The organism is Xenophilus azovorans DSM 13620, from assembly GCF_000745855.1.
GTDB lineage: Bacteria > Pseudomonadota > Gammaproteobacteria > Burkholderiales > Burkholderiaceae_C > Xenophilus > Xenophilus azovorans.
Map to the genome: position 1 here is coordinate 15846 of NZ_JQKD01000052.1, position 16300 is coordinate 32145.

The 16300-nt window shown below is 67.0% G+C and carries 15 protein-coding genes; 14 read left to right on the plus strand and 1 reads right to left on the minus strand.

The features are described 5' to 3' along the window. Position 1: 1 nt before the first annotated feature. The 14 genes from trbE (at position 2) to Q392_RS32170 (ending at position 15837) form a co-directional block, all read left to right on the plus strand. Positions 2-2437 (plus strand): conjugal transfer protein TrbE, encoded by a 2436-nt coding sequence (trbE, locus tag Q392_RS21985; RefSeq protein ID WP_038212397.1) that lies wholly within the window; start codon positions 2-4, stop codon positions 2435-2437. Next, positions 2434-3162, plus strand: a complete 729-nt coding sequence (trbJ, locus tag Q392_RS21990) for a P-type conjugative transfer protein TrbJ (protein WP_038212401.1) — start codon at positions 2434-2436, stop codon at positions 3160-3162. Before trbE ends, trbJ begins: the two co-directional genes overlap by 4 nt. Before the next feature lie 11 nt (positions 3163-3173). After that, positions 3174-3497: an EexN family lipoprotein gene (locus Q392_RS21995; protein WP_038212403.1), complete on the plus strand. Its 324-nt coding sequence runs from the start codon at positions 3174-3176 to the stop codon at positions 3495-3497. Next, complete coding sequence (trbL, locus tag Q392_RS22000) at positions 3494-4828, plus strand: P-type conjugative transfer protein TrbL (RefSeq protein WP_038212405.1); 1335 nt, start codon at positions 3494-3496, stop codon at positions 4826-4828. Before Q392_RS21995 ends, trbL begins: the two co-directional genes overlap by 4 nt. A gap of 11 nt (positions 4829-4839) precedes the next feature. Then, complete coding sequence (gene trbF, locus Q392_RS22005) at positions 4840-5544, plus strand: conjugal transfer protein TrbF (RefSeq protein ID WP_038212410.1); 705 nt, start codon at positions 4840-4842, stop codon at positions 5542-5544. Beyond that, a complete protein-coding gene (trbG, locus tag Q392_RS22010) occupies positions 5541-6521 on the plus strand; it encodes a P-type conjugative transfer protein TrbG (protein ID WP_038212419.1) in 981 nt (326 codons plus the stop codon). Before trbF ends, trbG begins: the two co-directional genes overlap by 4 nt. 2 nt (positions 6522-6523) lie before the next feature. Continuing rightward, positions 6524-7783 (plus strand): TraB/TrbI/VirB10 family type IV secretion system protein, encoded by a 1260-nt coding sequence (locus tag Q392_RS22015; RefSeq protein ID WP_038212420.1) that lies wholly within the window; start codon positions 6524-6526, stop codon positions 7781-7783. Beyond that, on the plus strand, positions 7780-8025 hold the full coding sequence (locus Q392_RS22020) for a DUF2274 domain-containing protein (RefSeq protein WP_038212423.1): 246 nt from the start codon (positions 7780-7782) through the stop codon (positions 8023-8025). The genes Q392_RS22015 and Q392_RS22020 overlap by 4 nt, the downstream gene beginning before the upstream one ends. Positions 8026-8516: 491 nt before the next feature. Further along, positions 8517-13817, plus strand: coding sequence for an RHS repeat-associated core domain-containing protein (locus tag Q392_RS22025; RefSeq protein WP_051953848.1), 5301 nt, complete (start codon positions 8517-8519; stop codon positions 13815-13817). A gap of 41 nt (positions 13818-13858) precedes the next feature. Next, a complete protein-coding gene (locus Q392_RS32165) occupies positions 13859-14119 on the plus strand; it encodes a hypothetical protein (RefSeq protein ID WP_084217331.1) in 261 nt (86 codons plus the stop codon). 209 nt (positions 14120-14328) lie between these two features. Further along, complete coding sequence (locus tag Q392_RS32970; RefSeq protein ID WP_157008140.1) at positions 14329-14508, plus strand: hypothetical protein; 180 nt, start codon at positions 14329-14331, stop codon at positions 14506-14508. Positions 14509-14582: 74 nt separating this feature from the next. Continuing rightward, the gene (locus Q392_RS22030; RefSeq protein ID WP_038212426.1) at positions 14583-14987 is read left to right on the plus strand and encodes an RHS repeat domain-containing protein; all 405 of its coding nucleotides are present in this window, start codon (positions 14583-14585) and stop codon (positions 14985-14987) included. Next, positions 14948-15511, plus strand: coding sequence for an RHS repeat-associated core domain-containing protein (locus Q392_RS32975; RefSeq protein WP_157008142.1), 564 nt, complete (start codon positions 14948-14950; stop codon positions 15509-15511). The genes Q392_RS22030 and Q392_RS32975 overlap by 40 nt, the downstream gene beginning before the upstream one ends. Continuing rightward, positions 15508-15837, plus strand: a complete 330-nt coding sequence (locus tag Q392_RS32170) for a DUF5076 domain-containing protein (protein ID WP_084217332.1) — start codon at positions 15508-15510, stop codon at positions 15835-15837. The genes Q392_RS32975 and Q392_RS32170 overlap by 4 nt, the downstream gene beginning before the upstream one ends. A gap of 187 nt (positions 15838-16024) precedes the next feature. Here Q392_RS32170 and Q392_RS22035 read toward each other — a convergent pair. Beyond that, positions 16025-16300, minus strand: a 276-nt coding sequence (locus Q392_RS22035; RefSeq protein WP_038212427.1) for a transposase domain-containing protein, incomplete at its 5' end; no start/stop codon positions are given.

The window sequence follows — 16300 nt, forward strand, 5'->3', positions numbered from 1 at the left end:
CATGCTGAACCTTGCCGAATATCGCCAGCGCCCGGCCTTGCTCGCCGACTGGTTGCCCTGGGCCGGGCTGATCGCACCGGGCGTCGTCTTGAACAAGGACGGCAGTTTCCAGCGCACGGCCCGGTTTCGCGGGCCTGACCTCGATAGCGCAACGCAAGGCGAACTGATTGCCACGTCGGCGCGCTTGAACAACGCGCTGCGTCGTATGGGTTCGGGCTGGGCGCTGTTCATCGAAGCCGAGCGCCGGCCCGCAGCCGACTATCCGCACTCGGAGTTTCCCGAGCCGTTGTCGTGGCTGGTGGACGAGGAACGCCGCGCTACGTTCGAGGACTCGGGCAACCACTTCGAGAGCGGCTACCACCTGACGCTGGTGTACCTGCCGCCCGAGGAATCACGCGCCCGCGCGGCCGGGATGCTGTACGAGAACCGGCCCACCGAAGGCGTGGACTGGCGCGAGCGCCTGACGGCCTTCGTCGCGGAAACCGATCGCATCTTCGACCTGCTCGATGGCGTGATGCCGGAAATCGCGTGGCTGGACGACAGCCAGACGCTGACCTTCCTGCACGCCACCATCTCGACGCGGCGCTATCGCGTCGGCGTGCCTGAAGTGCCTTTCCACATCGATGCGCTGCTGACCGACTCCGCGCTGGTCGGTGGCCTGGCGCCCATGCTGGGCGGCCAGCACCTGCGCGTGGTGTCGGTGCGTGGCTTCCCGACCTCGACTTGGCCGGGGATTCTGGATGACCTCAACCGCCTCGGCTTTGGCTATCGCTGGTCCACCCGGTTCCTCTGCATGGACAAAGCCGATGCGGAAAAGGAGCTGTCCCGCCTGCGCCGCCAGTGGTTCGCCAAGCGCAAGAACGTGATCGCGCTGCTGCGCGAAACCATCTTCCAGCAGGAAACCCCGCTGGTCGATACCGACGCCAGCAACAAATCGGCCGATGCGGACGCGGCCTTGCAGGAACTGGGCAGCGATCAGGTGGCCTTCGGGTATGTCACCACCACGGTGACGGTGCTCGATGCCGACCCGGCGAAGGCCGACGAGAAGCTGCGCATGGTGGAGCGGGTCATCCAGGGCCGGGGCTTCGTGACGATGCCCGAGGCCTTGAACGCGGTGGATGCCTGGCTGTCGTCCATTCCCGGCCATGCCTACGCCAACGTGCGCCAGCCCATCGTCTCGACGCTGAACTTGGCGCACCTGATGCCGGTGTCGGCGGTATGGGCCGGCCCCGAGCGCAATAACCATCTCAACGGCCCGCCGCTGATCGTGACGCGCACCGACGGCGCGACACCGTTCCGGCTGGTGACGCACATCGGCGACGTGGGCCACACGCTGGTCGCGGGGCCGACCGGCATGGGCAAGTCGGTGCTGCTCGCCACCTTGGCGATGCAGTTCCGGCGCTATCGCGGATCGCGCATCCTCGCGTTCGACATGGGCCGCTCCATCCGGGCAACGGTGCTGGGCCTGGGCGGCGAGCACTACGACCTCGGTATGGATGGCGAGATCGCATTCCAGCCCTTGGCCCGCATCGACCGCGAGGGTTATCGAACCTGGGCCGCCGAGTGGATCGAAGGCCGCTTGCGGCATGAAGGCGTGACCGTCGGCCCGGAGGAGAAGGCTGCCATCTGGTCGGCGCTCGGCAGCCTCGCCGGTGCTCCGCTGGAGCAGCGCACGATGACCGGCCTGTCGGTGCTGCTGCAATCGAACGCGCTGCGCCAGGCGCTCGCGCCCTACGTGCTCGGCGGCGCCCACGGCAAGCTGCTGGATGCGGATTCGGATCGCCTGGGTTCCGGCGCCGTGCAGTGCTTCGAGATGGAAGAGCTGATGCACAGCAAGGCCGCCGTCATGGCCGTGCTGCACTACCTCTTTGCCCGGTTCGATGAACGCTTTGACGGTGCGCCCACGCTGCTGATCCTCGATGAGGCGTGGCTGTTTCTCGATGACCCGGTGTTCGCGGCCCGCATCCGCCAGTGGCTCAAGACGCTGCGCAAGAAGAACGTCAGCGTCATCTTCGCCACGCAGAGCCTCGCCGACATCAAGGATTCGAGCATCGCGCCGGCCATCATCGAGAGCTGCGCCAGCCGCATCTTCCTGCCCAACCCGCAGGCGACCGAGCCGCAGATCAGGGCTATCTACGAAGGCTTCGGGCTGAACTCGCGCCAGATCGAAATCGTCGCCACCGCGCAGCCCAAGCGCGACTACTACTACCAATCCCGTCTCGGCAACCGCCTGTTCGACCTCGACCTGGGCGCCGCGACCTTGGCCTTCGCGGGTGCTTCCACGCCGCAAGACCAGCGCGACATCGACGCGGTGCTCGCCGCTACATCTGCATCCACCCCGTTCGCAGCCGCCTGGCTGCGCCACCGCGGCCTGCATTGGGCGGCCGAACTGCTGTCCTCGTTCCCGTCCACCCACCCCAAGGAGAACCCATCATGAAGAAGCGTCTTCTCGCCGCCGCCGTCGCGGCCATGCTTTGCACCGCTACCGCCGTGCAGGCGCAATGGGTCGTGATCGACCCTACGAACCTCGTGCAGAACACGCTGACCGCGATCCGCACGCTGGAGCAGATCAACAACCAGATCAAGCAGCTCCAGCACGAAGCGCAGATGCTCATCAACCAGGCGCGCAACCTCGCCAGCCTGCCGTCCAGCGTAGTGGGCCAGTTGCGCGCCAACCTGGCGACCACGCAGCGGCTGATCGCGCAGGCCAAGGGCCTGGCCTATGACGTGACCAATCTGGATCGGGAGTTCCAGCGCCTGTACCCGGAGCAGTACGCCGCCACCGTCAGCGGCAATCAGATGTACCGCGACGCGCAGGAGCGTTGGAAGAACACGCTCAGCGGCCTGCAGACCACCATGCAGATGCAGGCCCAGGCGTCGCAGAACCTGAGCGACGACGAAGGCGTGCTGGCCGACCTCGTGGGCAAGAGCCAGTCGGCCGTGGGCGCTTTGCAGGCGATGCAGGCCATGAACCAGCTTCTGGCCTTGCAGGCCAAGCAGTCCATCCAGACGCAGCGCCTGAGCATCACCCAGGATCGTGCCGCTTCGCTGGAACTGGCGCGGCAGGCCGCCGCTGTGGAGCGAGGCCGCGAGGTGAACCGGCGCTTCCTGGGTGAAGGCACGCCGTACACGCCGCAGTCCGTCGATTTCTACAGCCGTTGACGGGTGCTGCCATGACCCGCGCGCCTGCTCTCTGCGGTTTTGTGCTCCTGCTGGCCGGCTGCGGCCAGCAGGAGGTGCCTTCGGTCGATGCGCTCTCGGCAGATCCGTCGCGGCTGCGCTTGCTCAAGGAGCAATGCCGGGCGGGCCAGCTCGACGGCGCGTCTTGCGCGCAGGTGGCCCAGGCCGATTTGCGCCGCTTTCTCTCCGGCCTGGCCGGGCCGGATGAGTACCGGACGCTGGCCGATCTGCCGCCGATTCCGCCCAGCTTCGATGAACCCGCCGAGGACCGCAATGCGGTGGCAACGGCCTCGCCTGGGCAGGAGGACTTGCCATGAATGACATTTCGATCATTGACCATTTCCTCGATGTGTTCTCGCGCTACATCGACTCGGGATTTGGGCTGCTGCATGGCGAGGTGGCGTTTCTCACGGCCACGCTGATCGTCATCGACATGACGCTCGCCGGGTTGTTCTGGGCGATGGGCCATGCCACCGGCCAGGGCGAGGACGTGATCGCCAAGCTGATCCGCAAGGTGCTGTACGTCGGTGCCTTCGCCTACATCATCGGCAACTTCAACATGCTGGCCAGCGTGGTGTTCCGCTCCTTCGCGGGCTTGGGCCTGACGGCCAGCGGCTCCAGCCTGAGCATGGGCAACTTCTTGCAGCCGGGACGGTTGGCCAAGGCCGGTATCGACGCAGCGGCGCCGATCCTCGACCAGATCAAGGGGCTGTCGGGCTTCCCCGAGGTGTTCATCCACCTCGCGCCCATCGTCGTACTGTTCTTCGCGTGGCTGGTGATCATCGTCAGCTTCTTCGTGTTGGCGGTGCAGCTCTTCGTCACGCTGATCGAGTTCAAGCTGACCACGCTGGCGGGCTTCGTGCTGGTGCCGTTCGCTCTCTGGAACAAGACGGCGTTCCTGGCCGAGAAGGTCTTGGGTAACGTGGTGTCGTCGGGCATCAAGGTGCTGGTGCTGGCCGTCATCGTGGGCATTGGCTCGGGCCTGTTCTCCGAGTTCAACATACCGGCAGGCTCGGAGCCCTCGATCGACCGGGCGCTGGTCATCATGCTGGCTTCGCTGTCCCTGCTGGCGCTGGGCATCTTCGGGCCGGGCATTGCAACTGGCTTGGTGTCCGGCGGGCCGCAGCTCGGCGCGGGCGCGATGGCCGGTGCCGCCATCGGCGCAGCCGGAACCGCTGTGGCGGTCGGTGCCGCGGCTACGGGCGTCGGAAGTGCCGTGGCGGCCGGGGCGCGCATGGCACCCGCCGCCGCTCGCTCGATGGCATCGACCGCCAGCAGCGCCAGGTCGGCGTACCAGGCGGGCTCCGCTTCGGCCGGTGGCGGCCTGAAGGGTGCCGCTGCTGGCGTGGGCAATGTCGCCAAGACTGGCGCGCAGGCGGCCGGGCGGAAGGTGGCCGATGGGGCGCGCTCGATGAAGGAGCGCATGGCGGCGGCCTTTCGGCCCGATGACGCGCCAGCCTCCGGCGCCGCACCCGCCGGCCCTGACGCTGCCGGATCGGCTCCGTCTGCCGAACAACCCGCCTGGGCCAAGCGCCTGCATCGAAGGCAACAGCTCACCCATGCCGCTACGACCGCCGCCCACACGCTGCGCGGCGGCGACGGTGGCAGCTCCAGCCAGGGGCCAAGCCTGCGTGATTCCGATTCATGAGGAGAACTTCCATGCGATTCAAACGACCGCAGGTGCGCTACGCCGACACGCCGCAGCCTGCCACTCCGTACCAATCCGCAGCTCAGGTCTGGGACGAGCGCATCGGCTCGGCCCGCGTGCAGGCCAGGAATTGGCGCTTCTTGGCCTTTGGCTGCCTCACCTTGGCCGTGCTGATGGCCGGCGGCCTGGTCTGGCGTTCCGCGCAGTCCATCGTGACGCCCTACGTCATCGAGGTGGACAACGCGGGCCAGGTGCGTGCCGTCGGCGAAGCCGCCACGCCGTACCGGCCCAGCGATGCGCAGATTGCCTACCACCTGGGCCGCTTCATCGGCCTGGTGCGCTCGCTGTCCATCGATCCCATCGTGGTACGGCAGAACTGGCTGGATGCCTACGACTACACGACCGACAAGGGGGCGGTCGTGCTCAACGAGTACGCGCGGGTGGCCGATCCGTTCACGCGCATCGGCAAGGAGTCGGTGACGGTGCAGATCAGCAGCGTGACGCGCGCCAGCGACACGTCTTTCAACGTGCGCTGGACGGAGACGCGCTTTGTCAACGGTGCGCTGGATCGCACCGAGCGCTGGAACGCGGTGGTTTCCATCGTGCAGCAGACGCCGCGCACCGAGCAGCGGGTGCGCAAGAACCCCTTGGGCATCTACGTCAACGGGCTGTCGTGGAGCCGCGAACTGGAAGGAAACGAAGGAGCAAAACCATGAATGATCTTTTCCGTAAATCCGCCTTGCCGATCATGTTGCTTGCCCTCGCGGGCTGCGCCACGCAGGGCAAGCCGCCGCCGTCCATTTCGCTCGATGAGCCGGTGCAGGCCCAGCCGCTGCCGGAGCCGCCTGCGCCGGTGGAGGTGGTGGCCGTGCCACAGGTGCTGCCGATGCCGGCGCAAATGAAACCTGTGCCGGATACCAAGCCCGCCCCAGAACCCGCCGATGAAACCGTGCGCGTGTCCCGCGCCAACGCCGAGGCGCGCATTGCACCCACGCGCGAGGGGTACGTCAACGCAATTCAGGTGTGGCCTTTCACGGATGGGGCGCTGTACCAGGTCTATGCGGCAGTGGGCCGCGTGACGGTGATCGCGCTCCAGCCCGGTGAAGATCTGGTGACGGTGGCCGCCGGCGATACCGTGCGCTGGATCGTCGGGGATACATCGAGCGGCAGCGGCGATGCGTTGCGCGTCAACGTGATGGTCAAGCCGATCCGCTCGGGGTTGAAGACGAATCTGGTCATCACGACCAGCCGCAGGACGTACCTGCTGGAGCTGACCTCGACCGAGAAGACGTGGATGGCGTCGGTGTCCTGGGAGTACCCCAAGGACAAGATGCTGGCCTTGCAGCGCCAGGCGCAGGCGGCCAGCGCCGCCGCGCCGGTCGATGCTGGCCTGTCGCTGGAGAAGATCCGTTTCCGCTACGCGGTCAGCGGCAGCAACCCGCCGTGGAAGCCGCTGCGCGCCTTCGACGATGGCGAGAAGGTCTACATCCAGTTCCCCGCTGGCATCGCGCAAGGCGAGTTGCCGCCGCTGTTCGTCATCGGCGCGCAGGGCGATGGGCAACTGGTGAATTACCGCTTCCGCTCGCCGTACTACATCGTGGATCGCCTGTTCGGCGCGGCCGAGTTGCGCCTGGGCGGTGACAAGGGCGATGTGGTTCGGATCGAGCGCACGGACGGAACGCGGAGGAACTGACCATGAGCCAGGACGACTCCCCTGATCTTGCGGCGCAGGCGGGCAAGGTCGCGCCCGAGGCGGTGGCGCTGCGCGCCCAGCCGCGCCCGGTAACGCGCCTGAACCGGCGCACCTTGGCCATGCTCACCGGCGGCCTGTCGGTCGCCGTGCTGGGAGCCACGATCTGGTCATTGCAGTCACATCGGCGCGGCGCAGGCGAGCGGACCGAGCTGTACAACGTCGATCGCGTGTCGAAGTCTGAAGGGCTGGATGGCTTGCCCTCCGACTACTCCAAGCTGCCGAAGGTGCCGGAGCTGGGGCCGCCGCTGCCCGGCGACCTTGGCCCGGCCATCGTGAAGTCGCAGCAGCCGGTGACGCCGACCTATGCGCCACCGGGTCATGACCCGGAGGATGCGCGGCGCAAGGAGGCCGAAGCAGCCGCAGCCTCGTCGGTGTTTTTCCGCTCAGGCACTCCCGGCAAGACCGCAGCGCCAGCGACCGCGCAAGCAGCTGGCCCGGCATCGGCCTTGGCGGGCTTCGACCCGCTGGCCGCTGGCCCGGCCTCGACGGCGGCCCAGCCTGCCGACCCAACCGCCGTGCAGAACCGGCAAAACCAGAAAGAGGCTTTCCTGAAAGGCGCCTCTACGGAAACCCGTAATTCCACCAGTCTGCAAATGCCGTCCTCGCCGTATCAGGTCATGGCGGGAACGGTGATCGCCGGTGCGCTGGTGACGGGCATCAAGTCTGATTTGCCGGGCGACGTGATCGCCACGGTGACGGAGCCGGTCTACGACACGGCGACGGGCAAGTTCCTGCTGATCCCGCAGGGATCGCGCATCCTGGGCAAGTACAACAGCCAGGTGAGCTACGGGCAAAGCCGCGTGCAGGTGGTGTGGAACCGAATCATCCTGCCGGACACGTCTTCGCTGAAGCTCGACAACCTCGCGGGCACCGATCCGGCCGGCTATGCCGGCCTGGAGGATGGTGTCGATTGGCACTGGGATCGCGTCTTTGCCGGTGCGGCGCTGACCACATTGCTGGGCGTGGGTGCCGAGCTGGCCGCGCCGGAGAACCGGCAGAACGGCAACCGCATCGTGATCGCTGGGCGCGACAGCGCACAAGACAGCATCAACCAGGTGGGCCAGGAGATGACCAGGCGCAACATGAACATCCAGCCGACTTTGACGGAGCGGCCGGGCCTGCCGGTGCGGATCATCGTCAACCGCGATCTGGTGCTGCGACCGTACCAGCCAATGTTCTTCAACCGGGGAGCAATGCGATGAACACCACCAAGAAGCTGCGGCTCGGGCCGCTTCCCAAGACTGAGAGCACGAAGCTCACGTTCTCGTGCCCGGCCAGCCTCAAGGCCGACCTCGACTGCTACGCCGCGCTGCACGCTCAAGCGTATGGCGAGGTGGTCGATGCCATGACGCTGATTCCGTACATGCTGGAAGCCTTCATGGCGGGGGACAGGGGATTCAGGAAGGGCTCGGCGATACGGAGCGCGCCAACGAAACCGGCCTGATGGCGTCGCGTGCCATCCAACGGCATTCATCGAACGCGCAGCCTTCGGCTGCGCGTTCTTCGTTCTGGATGCTGCGAAGCCACTTGGGCTATCATGGTGCGACAAGCCCGCCGCCTCCCGGCAATCCAGCACGACCAAGTGCGATCCGGCTTTCTCTCCCGACGCTCTTATGTGGCACCTAGCCCACGACGCAGCAGTCACTTCAAGTGGCCCAAAACAGAGCTAACCTATTGCCCTGCTTATGATTTCAAACCCTGGAAATTCCGGGTCAGGGCTTGACATGAGCAATTTTTTGTGCCGGACGGTGCACGAGCGTCCAACACAGTGCTGCATTGGCGCGGCACTGCGCGCGCGGCATGTGGCCCCGGCCGGATGCCAGGTAGGGCGCGTGCCGGGTTGCTTCGTGCGCGGCGCGCCGCTAGGATTTGCGCGCCACCGGCGCCTACGGCAGCGGTGGATGCGAAGAAGACCGATAAGTCAGGGAGGAAATCATGAAAGCCGTCATCAGGGCCGCTCGGCCCTGTCGCGCCGCGCGTGCGCTTCTTGCGCTGCTGCTGTGCGCATTCACACTCGTCCAGCCCGCCCTTGCCGCTTCCGCCTCGGCGCCGCGCCTGCGCGTCGTGCCGGGCCTGGCCGAGCCGCTGGTGGCGAGCCGGCCCACGTCCGCCGCCGAGGACGCGGCCCTCGACGCCGCCCTGGCGGTCTTCAAGGCGCCGGCTGATCCGGCCGCCGACTTCCCCGAGCGGGCCGCATCGCTGGAAGCCTTCGCGCGCGAGCATCCGCGCAGCGGCTGGCGCGGCGCGATCCTGGCCAACCTGGGCGTGGGCTACTACCAGGCCGGCTACTTCAGCCGGGCCATGGCGGCCTGGGAGCAGGCCTGGGAGGCCGCGCGCGACACGCGCGTCGACGCCTCGCCGGCGGCCCGGGCGCTGGCCGACCGCGCCCTGGGCGAACTCGCGCGCATGCACGCCCGCCTTGGGCGCGCGGACGATCTGCAGGCTCTGCTGGCCAGCATCCGCGGCCGTGAAGTCACCGGCGGCGCCACCGAGCTCATCGCCGGCGCCCGCGAGGCGCTGTGGAACTTCCGCAACGACCCGGGCCGCTCCTTCCTGTGCGGCCCCATGGCGCTGCGCAACCTGCTGGTCTCGGCCAAGGCGCCTGCCTCGCGCATCGACCTCATGGACGCGCAGCGCTCCGGCCCCGGCGGCTTCAGCCTGGCGCAGGTGTCGGACCTGGCCCGGCGTGCGGGCATCGCCCACCGCCTGATCCATCGCCAGGGCGGCCAGGCCATCCCCGTGCCCTCGGTGGTCCACTGGAAGCTCGACCACTACGCGGCCATCGTCGCGCAGCAGGACGGGCGCTACCTCGTGCAGGACCCCACCTTCGCCAGTGGCGACACCTGGGTGAGCGCGCGTGCGATCGAGGAGGAGTCCAGCGGCTACTTCCTCGTGCCCGAGGGCGCGGACCAGGCCCGTGCGGGTGCCGACCCCGGCTGGCGCCTGGCCAGCGCGCAGGAGGCGCGCCGCATCCACGGCAAGGGCCAGACCAGCAACAGCGAGAGCGGCAACACCACGTCCGATTCCGAGAGCCTGGGGCCCACCTCATGCAATCGCATGTGCGAGACCAACGCCAAGCTCATGCTGGTGAGCCTGAACCTCAACGACACCCCCGTGGGCTACAACCCGCCCAAGGGCCCGCCGGTGCAGATCCGCCTGAGCTACAACCAGCGCGAGAGCGGCCAGCCGGCGGTCTTCGGCTTCTTCAACGTCAGCCCCAAGTGGTCGATGAGCGTGCTGTCCTGGATCGAGGACGATCCCGCGCGGCCCGGCAACGGCGTGGTGCGCTTCGCGGCCGGCGGCGGCCACCTGGGCCCCCAGGACTACGTGAACTACGACAGCGCCAGCGGCACCTTCCGCCCCGAGCGCAAGAGCGGCGCCGTGCTCGCGCGGCTGCCCGCCACCGGCGCGGCCGCGTCCTATGAACTGCGCCACAGCGACGGCAGCCGCCATGTCTACGCGCACGCCGACGGTGCCACCGCGCGGCCGCGGCGCATGTTCCTCAGCCAGATCATCGACCCGGCAGGCAACGCGCTCACGTTCAACTACGACGCGCAACTGCGCCTGGCCTCCATCACCGACGCCACCGGCCGCCACACCACCTTCTCGTACGACGCGCCGGCCTCGCCGCTGCTGGTCAGCCGCATCACCGACCCCTTCGGGCGGCATGCCGACCTGGGCTACGACGGCCAGGGACGGCTCGTGTCCATCACCGACGTCATCGGCATCACCTCCGCCTTCAGCTACGACGCGAGCGGCCTCATCAACGCGATGACCACGCCCTACGGCACCAGCCGCTTCGCCTACGGGCAGAGCGCCGCCATCAACGGCCGCTACCTGGAGATCACCGATCCGCTCGGGCTGACCGAGCGGCTGGAGTTCCGCCACGGCGCTGCCGGCATCCCCGCCTCGGAGGCGTCGGTCCCCTCGGTGCAGGGGCCGCTGGCCAACAACAACCTGAACAACCGCAACACCTTCTACTGGGACAAGCATGCCCAGGCCGTCGCCCCCGGCCAGTACGCCGCCGCGCGCATCACGCACTGGCTGCACAACCCCGCAGGCCTGACCTCGCCCATCGTCGAGAGCACCAAGGCGCCGCTGGAGAGCCGCATCTGGCGCCAGTACCCTGGTCAAACGGGTTCTGGCTTCCACGAAGGCACCTCGGGCCTGCCTCACCGGATCTCCCGGGTGCTCGACGGCGGCATCACCCAGCTCACGCGCTTCGAGCGCAACGCCTGGGGCAAGCCCACCGCCGTCACCGACCCGGCCGGGCGCATCCTGCACCTGGGCTACGCCGACAACGGCATCGACCTGGTGAGCGTGCAGCGCCAGGGCCCCACAGGCGCCGCCGAGACCCTCGCCACCTTCACCTACGACCACCGGCACCTGCCCCTGACCCACACCGACGCGGCCGGCCAGACCACCCGCTACGCCTGGGACGGTGCCGGCCTGCTCGAAAGCGTCACCGACCCGCTGGGCCAGACCACCCGCTACGCGCGCGACGGCCTGGGGCGCCTCACGGCCATCGTCAACCCCGACGGCAGCACGCGCCTGGCGCTCGCATACGACGCCTTCGACCGCGTGGCCCGCAGCACCGACTCCGAGGGCTACGCCAGGACCTTCGAGTACGACGCGCTCGACCGCCTCACCCGCGTGGGCTACCCCGACGGCACGAGCACCGAATACACCTACGACCGATTGGACCTGGTGGCCGTGCGCGACCGCCTGGGCCGCACCACGCGCTACGCGTGGGACGCCAACCGGCGCCTGGTCAGCCGCACCGACCCCCTGGGCCAGACCACCGCCTACGCGTGGCATCCCAACGGCGCGCTGGCCGCCATCACCGATCCCAAGGGCAACACCACCGCCTGGGACATCGACCTGCAGGGCCGCCCCGTCGCCAAGCGCCATGCCGACGGCAGCACCGAGACCTACGCCTGGAACATCAGCGGCCAGCTCGCCGCCGTCACCGACGCCCAAGGCCAGCGCCGCACCTACGCCTACACCGTCGACGGCCTGCCCGCGGCCATCGGCTACCCGGGCGCACAGGTGCCCACCGCGGGCGTGAGCTACGGCTACGACTCCGTTCACCCGCGCGTGACCACCATGACCGACGGCGTGGGCACCACCACCTACGCCTGGCACCCGGCGGGCACGCCGGGCGCGCTGCAACTGGCCGGCATCACCGTGCCGGTGGCAGGTGCGGGCGGCCTGAGCGAGACGCAGAGCTACACCTACGACGCGCTGGGCCGCCCGAGCGGGCGCAGCATCGCGCCCTCGCAGGGACAAGGCCAGGGCGCCGTCGAAACCTTCGGCTACGACGCGCTGGGCCGGCGCATCGTGCACGGCAACCCGCTGGGCGAGTTCCGCTACAGCCACCTGGGCGCCAGCGCGCGCGTGACCGGCGTGCGAAGCGCCAACGGCCCGCTCGTGCAGATGCGCTACGACACGCCGCTGGGCGACCTGCGGCTGCGAGGCATCGGCTACGCCGACGCCGGCGGCCATCCGTTGGCCGGCTACGGGTATCGCTACGACGCCGAGGGCAATGTGCTCGAGTTCGCCGAGGCGCTGCCGGGCAAGGCGCTGGAGGGGGCTGTGGTGCCGCTCCCGCCGTCCTCGTCGCCGCCGGCTGCCTCACCCCGCACTGCGGCACCGGCGGCGCCGGTGCTTGCGGTGGCGGCGTTTGCCGCGCTGGCGCTGGCCGTGGCGCTGTGGCCGGCGCGCCGGCTGCGCCCGTCCCGCCTGCGGCGCTGGGCCCGCGTCGGCGCACCGCTGCTGGCGCTGAGCCTGGCGGCCAGTTGCGGCGGCGGGGGCTCCGGTGGCGCGGGCGGCTGGTGGCCCGGGGGTTCAAGTGGAGATGGCGCAGGCGGCGGGCCGGTCGGCACCGCGCCAGGGCCAGGCGCGGGCACGGGCACGGGCGCTGGCGCCGGTACGGGGCCTGGTTCGGGCCCCGGCGCGCCTGCCGAGCCGCGCGCCCGGATCACCACCTACACCTACGACGCGGCCGCGCGTCTGACCAGCGCCAGCATGGCCTTGGACCTGCCGGGCTCGCCCGCCGGGCCGTTGCGCCGCTTCGAGTGGGACGCGGCCTCCAACCTCGCGGGCATCGCCGTGGGCGACAGCACCCGGCAACTGCCGGCCAACGCGACCAATGCGCTGGCCGAGGGCAGCTACGACGCCAGCGGCAATCCATTGAAGCTCGGCGCCTCCACCTTCCAGTGGGACGGCGCCCACCGCCTCGTCGAACACGACAACGGCGCCGTGCAGTCCTCCTTCACCTACGACGGGCAGGGGCGTGTCGTGCGCATCGTCGAGCGAATGGGCGGCGCCGTCGTGGCCGACAGGGCGTATGTGTGGTGCGGCACCGTGCGCTGCGTGGAGCGCGACAACACGCTGGCGGGCTCGCCGGTCGCGCGGCGCTACTTCGAGCAGGGCGTGCTGGACCTGCGCACGGGCTCCGAGCCCCTGTACTACGCGCAGGACGCCCTGGGCAGCGTGCGCCAGCTCATCGACGCGCAGGGCAACGTGCGGGCGCGCTACGACTACGAGCCCTTCGGCCAGCGCAGTCGCACCGAGGGCGATCTGGCGTCGCAACTGGGCTTCGCGGGGCTGTGGCGGCATGACGCCAGCGGATTGGACCTGGCGGTCTGGCGCGGCTATGACGCTTCGCGCGGCAGGTGGCTCAACCGCGATCCGATCGGGGAGGATGGGGGGCTGAACCTGTATGGGTATGTAGAAGGAAATCCAATCAACTATGTTGATCCGGATGGCCTACAGGCCGTGCCGATGCCTTCACCCTGGGGGCCGGTGCCTTGGCCTGTTCCTCCTGGTAGTGGTTCATCATCGCCATCGGGGCTGCGTGATCCGGATACAGGCAACATCATTCCGCCCAAGCCGTTGCGCCTGCCTTGGGCGGAGGCGATCGGGAACGCTTGCAACTCCGCGGCCGATCGGCTGAAAGACTGGTTGTTCTCCACTGGTAGCAGCAATCCGATACAAGGAGACCCCGGATGTGAAGTTGACTGCTTCAACAAGAAGGGCAATAGGAAGCAAACACGCCGATACGGCCCCGACGGTTATCCAGAAACAGATACGGATTGGGATCACAGTCATGATGGATTGGGTTCACCTCATTCCCACGACTGGACACGCCCAACCGACGGCAGTGCTCCAACTCACCAAGACCGAGGTCCTGGAAGAGCACCTGCCCCAGGCGACCCCGGAATCCCGAAGTAGGTGCCAAGGTATTTTTCTATTAAGACAACGAGGTGTTTCTCATGGTGTTTCTTGCAATTACAAGCAATGGCCTGGTAAGGGCCATACAGGCAGCAGCCAAGACCGGTGACAATGTCTGGTGCGGCGCCGATGCGATTTGTGAAATTCACGACTCTCATTCTGAATTCCGAGGTCTTTCCCGCTTCAACTATGCGTTGCAGGGGGAGGGGCAGGCTGTGATTCAAGATGCTGTGCAGACGATCCGAGAGCACCATCCAGGAGAAATTATTTGGATTGAGAGTGTCTCTGATAGCGAGCCCTGACCTTGTTTATTGGCTGCTGAGTCCTTTGCTTCATATCGGAGGAAAGTACTTGGTTGTCCTTGTCGGAGTTGTCATGCTGATCGTTGCATTTCTGCTTCCGAAAAAGAAGTCCGCATGTCCATGGGTACGACCAAACTGGTAACAAGATTCGTGACCCAATGGCCTGCAATGACTCACATTTTCCACTTCGATCATGAGGCTGTGCTGACATGAACGAACGAACTCCGCATGTGTATGAATTTGCCAATGGCGAAATCAACGTCTGGGTTGATCCAGGTGGGGCAATCTGCATCAAGACCCGCAATGAATTCAATGACCCCGTTGAACTTGCAGAGCATGATGCTCTTGCGCTTGCTGAACTTCTGATTGCTCTTGCTGAGAAGCAGTGAGCGGAAAAGAGAAGCGTTGGACTCATGCTCCGGGTCGCCGCTCCCAGTAGGGTGTCCATCGCATCGTCGAGCGCATGGGCGGCGCCGTCGTGGCCGACAGGGCGTATGTGTGGTGCGGCACCGTGCGCTGCGTGGAGCGCGACAACACGCTGGCGGGCTCGCCGGTCACGAGGCGCTACTTCGAGCAAGGGGTGCTTGACCTGCGCACCGAGCCGCAGGGGCAGGCGCTGTACTACGCGCAGGATGCGCTGGGCAGCGTGCGCCAACTCATCGACGCGCAGGGCAACGTCCGGGCGCGCTACGACTACGAGCCCTTCGGGCAGCGCAGCCGCACCGAAGGCGATCTGGACTCGCAGATGGGGTTTGCGGGGCTGTGGAAGCATGAGGCCAGCGGGCTGGACCTGGCGGTCTGGCGCGGCTACGACGCCTCGCGCGGCAGGTGGCTCAACCGCGATCCGATCAGGGAGGACGGGGGCTGAACCTGTATGGGTACGCCGCAGCCAATCCGCTGCGCTACACGGATCCCGAAGGGCTGAATCCCGCAGAGGCTCTTCGAGCGGTCTGCGCGGCCAACCCGCTGCTATGCCTGGGCGGTGCGGCCACCATCGCGTGCTGGGCCGATCCGGCTTGCAAGGGTGGTTTGCAGGATGGAATAAAGCAATGCATCAGCGCGGCCGATCGGATCAAGGATCGGATGTTTTCGGAGGGGGAGACAGAAGACGACGAGGGGTGCATCTATTGCGTGAAAGGAGACAAGACGAGTTCGGGCAAGGACTACATAGGTTCGACTGACGACATGGATCAACGGAAGCGTGACAAGTCCGACGGTCGTGATCGCAATGGAGCCGAGATTGTGGATACCTATCCAAAGGGAGACAGAGACGCGCGGCGCCGAGCGGAGCAAAATGCCATCAATGCCCGGGGCGGGGTCAATAATTTGGACAATCACCGCAATGAGATCGCCCCCCGGAAGTGGCCAAGCAAAGGAGTTGACTCCCCATGAGCGACGAAACTAATCTAAATCAACGCCCGATCCCCGAGGCTGCCCTACGAGACAAAGACGCTGTTGAGATGCTTCGCGTCTGGATTGCGGAAAGGGGATTGCACTGTTCAATAAAAGTAGGCATGTATCGAGAGACAACCAGAGTGCCTGAAGAGGTGGCTTGGGGAAAAATCCTGGCTGATGTTGCAAAACATGTTGCCAATGCTCTCGAGACGGGCTATTCAACGAGAGCTGATGAATCTCTGAAAAAAATTCAAGCTAACTTTATTAAAGAACTTGAGGCATCCACGTCACTTGCCAAGGGCGGATTCGTCCAAAAGCACTAGTTAGTCCGCCCTGAACAATTCAGTTCTTCAGGCGATCACCCATGCCCGATCGCGCAAGTGCAGGCTCGGCGCGGCCAAGAGGCAAGCCAGCTTTGAAGAAGCCAAACGAATGGCGTGATCCGGTTACCGGAGATGTATGCGTCCGGCGAAGTCACCTTGACCGCCAGTGCGTCGCCGGTGACAGCCCTCAAGCGGAAGGCGACCAGCGGTGCGGCAGCAGTTCGTCGATGCGGCTGGCCGGGTGGGCCGGCAGTCGTTCCAGCACGTCCTTGAGGTACGCATAGGGCTCGTGCCCGTTGATGCGCGCCGAGTGCAGCAGGCTCATGATCGCTGCTGCGCGCTTGCCCGCGCGCAGGCTGCCGGCGAACAACCAGTTCGACCTTCCGAGGGCGATGGGCCTGATGTGGTTCTCCACCCAGTTGTTCGAGATCGGCACGTCGCCGTCGTCGACGAAGTGCGTGAG

Coding starts and splice junctions, on each gene's coding strand:
- trbE (WP_038212397.1), top strand. CDS start 2: ATGCTGAACCTTGCCGAATATCGCCAGCGCCCGGCCTTGCTCGCCGAC.
- trbJ (WP_038212401.1), top strand. CDS start 2,434: ATGAAGAAGCGTCTTCTCGCCGCCGCCGTCGCGGCCATGCTTTGCACC.
- Q392_RS21995 (WP_038212403.1), top strand. CDS start 3,174: ATGACCCGCGCGCCTGCTCTCTGCGGTTTTGTGCTCCTGCTGGCCGGC.
- trbL (WP_038212405.1), top strand. CDS start 3,494: ATGAATGACATTTCGATCATTGACCATTTCCTCGATGTGTTCTCGCGC.
- trbF (WP_038212410.1), top strand. CDS start 4,840: ATGCGATTCAAACGACCGCAGGTGCGCTACGCCGACACGCCGCAGCCT.
- trbG (WP_038212419.1), top strand. CDS start 5,541: ATGAATGATCTTTTCCGTAAATCCGCCTTGCCGATCATGTTGCTTGCC.
- Q392_RS22015 (WP_038212420.1), top strand. CDS start 6,524: ATGAGCCAGGACGACTCCCCTGATCTTGCGGCGCAGGCGGGCAAGGTC.
- Q392_RS22020 (WP_038212423.1), top strand. CDS start 7,780: ATGAACACCACCAAGAAGCTGCGGCTCGGGCCGCTTCCCAAGACTGAG.
- Q392_RS22025 (WP_051953848.1), top strand. CDS start 8,517: ATGAAAGCCGTCATCAGGGCCGCTCGGCCCTGTCGCGCCGCGCGTGCG.
- Q392_RS32165 (WP_084217331.1), top strand. CDS start 13,859: ATGGTGTTTCTTGCAATTACAAGCAATGGCCTGGTAAGGGCCATACAG.
- Q392_RS32970 (WP_157008140.1), top strand. CDS start 14,329: ATGAACGAACGAACTCCGCATGTGTATGAATTTGCCAATGGCGAAATC.
- Q392_RS22030 (WP_038212426.1), top strand. CDS start 14,583: ATGGGCGGCGCCGTCGTGGCCGACAGGGCGTATGTGTGGTGCGGCACC.
- Q392_RS32170 (WP_084217332.1), top strand. CDS start 15,508: ATGAGCGACGAAACTAATCTAAATCAACGCCCGATCCCCGAGGCTGCC.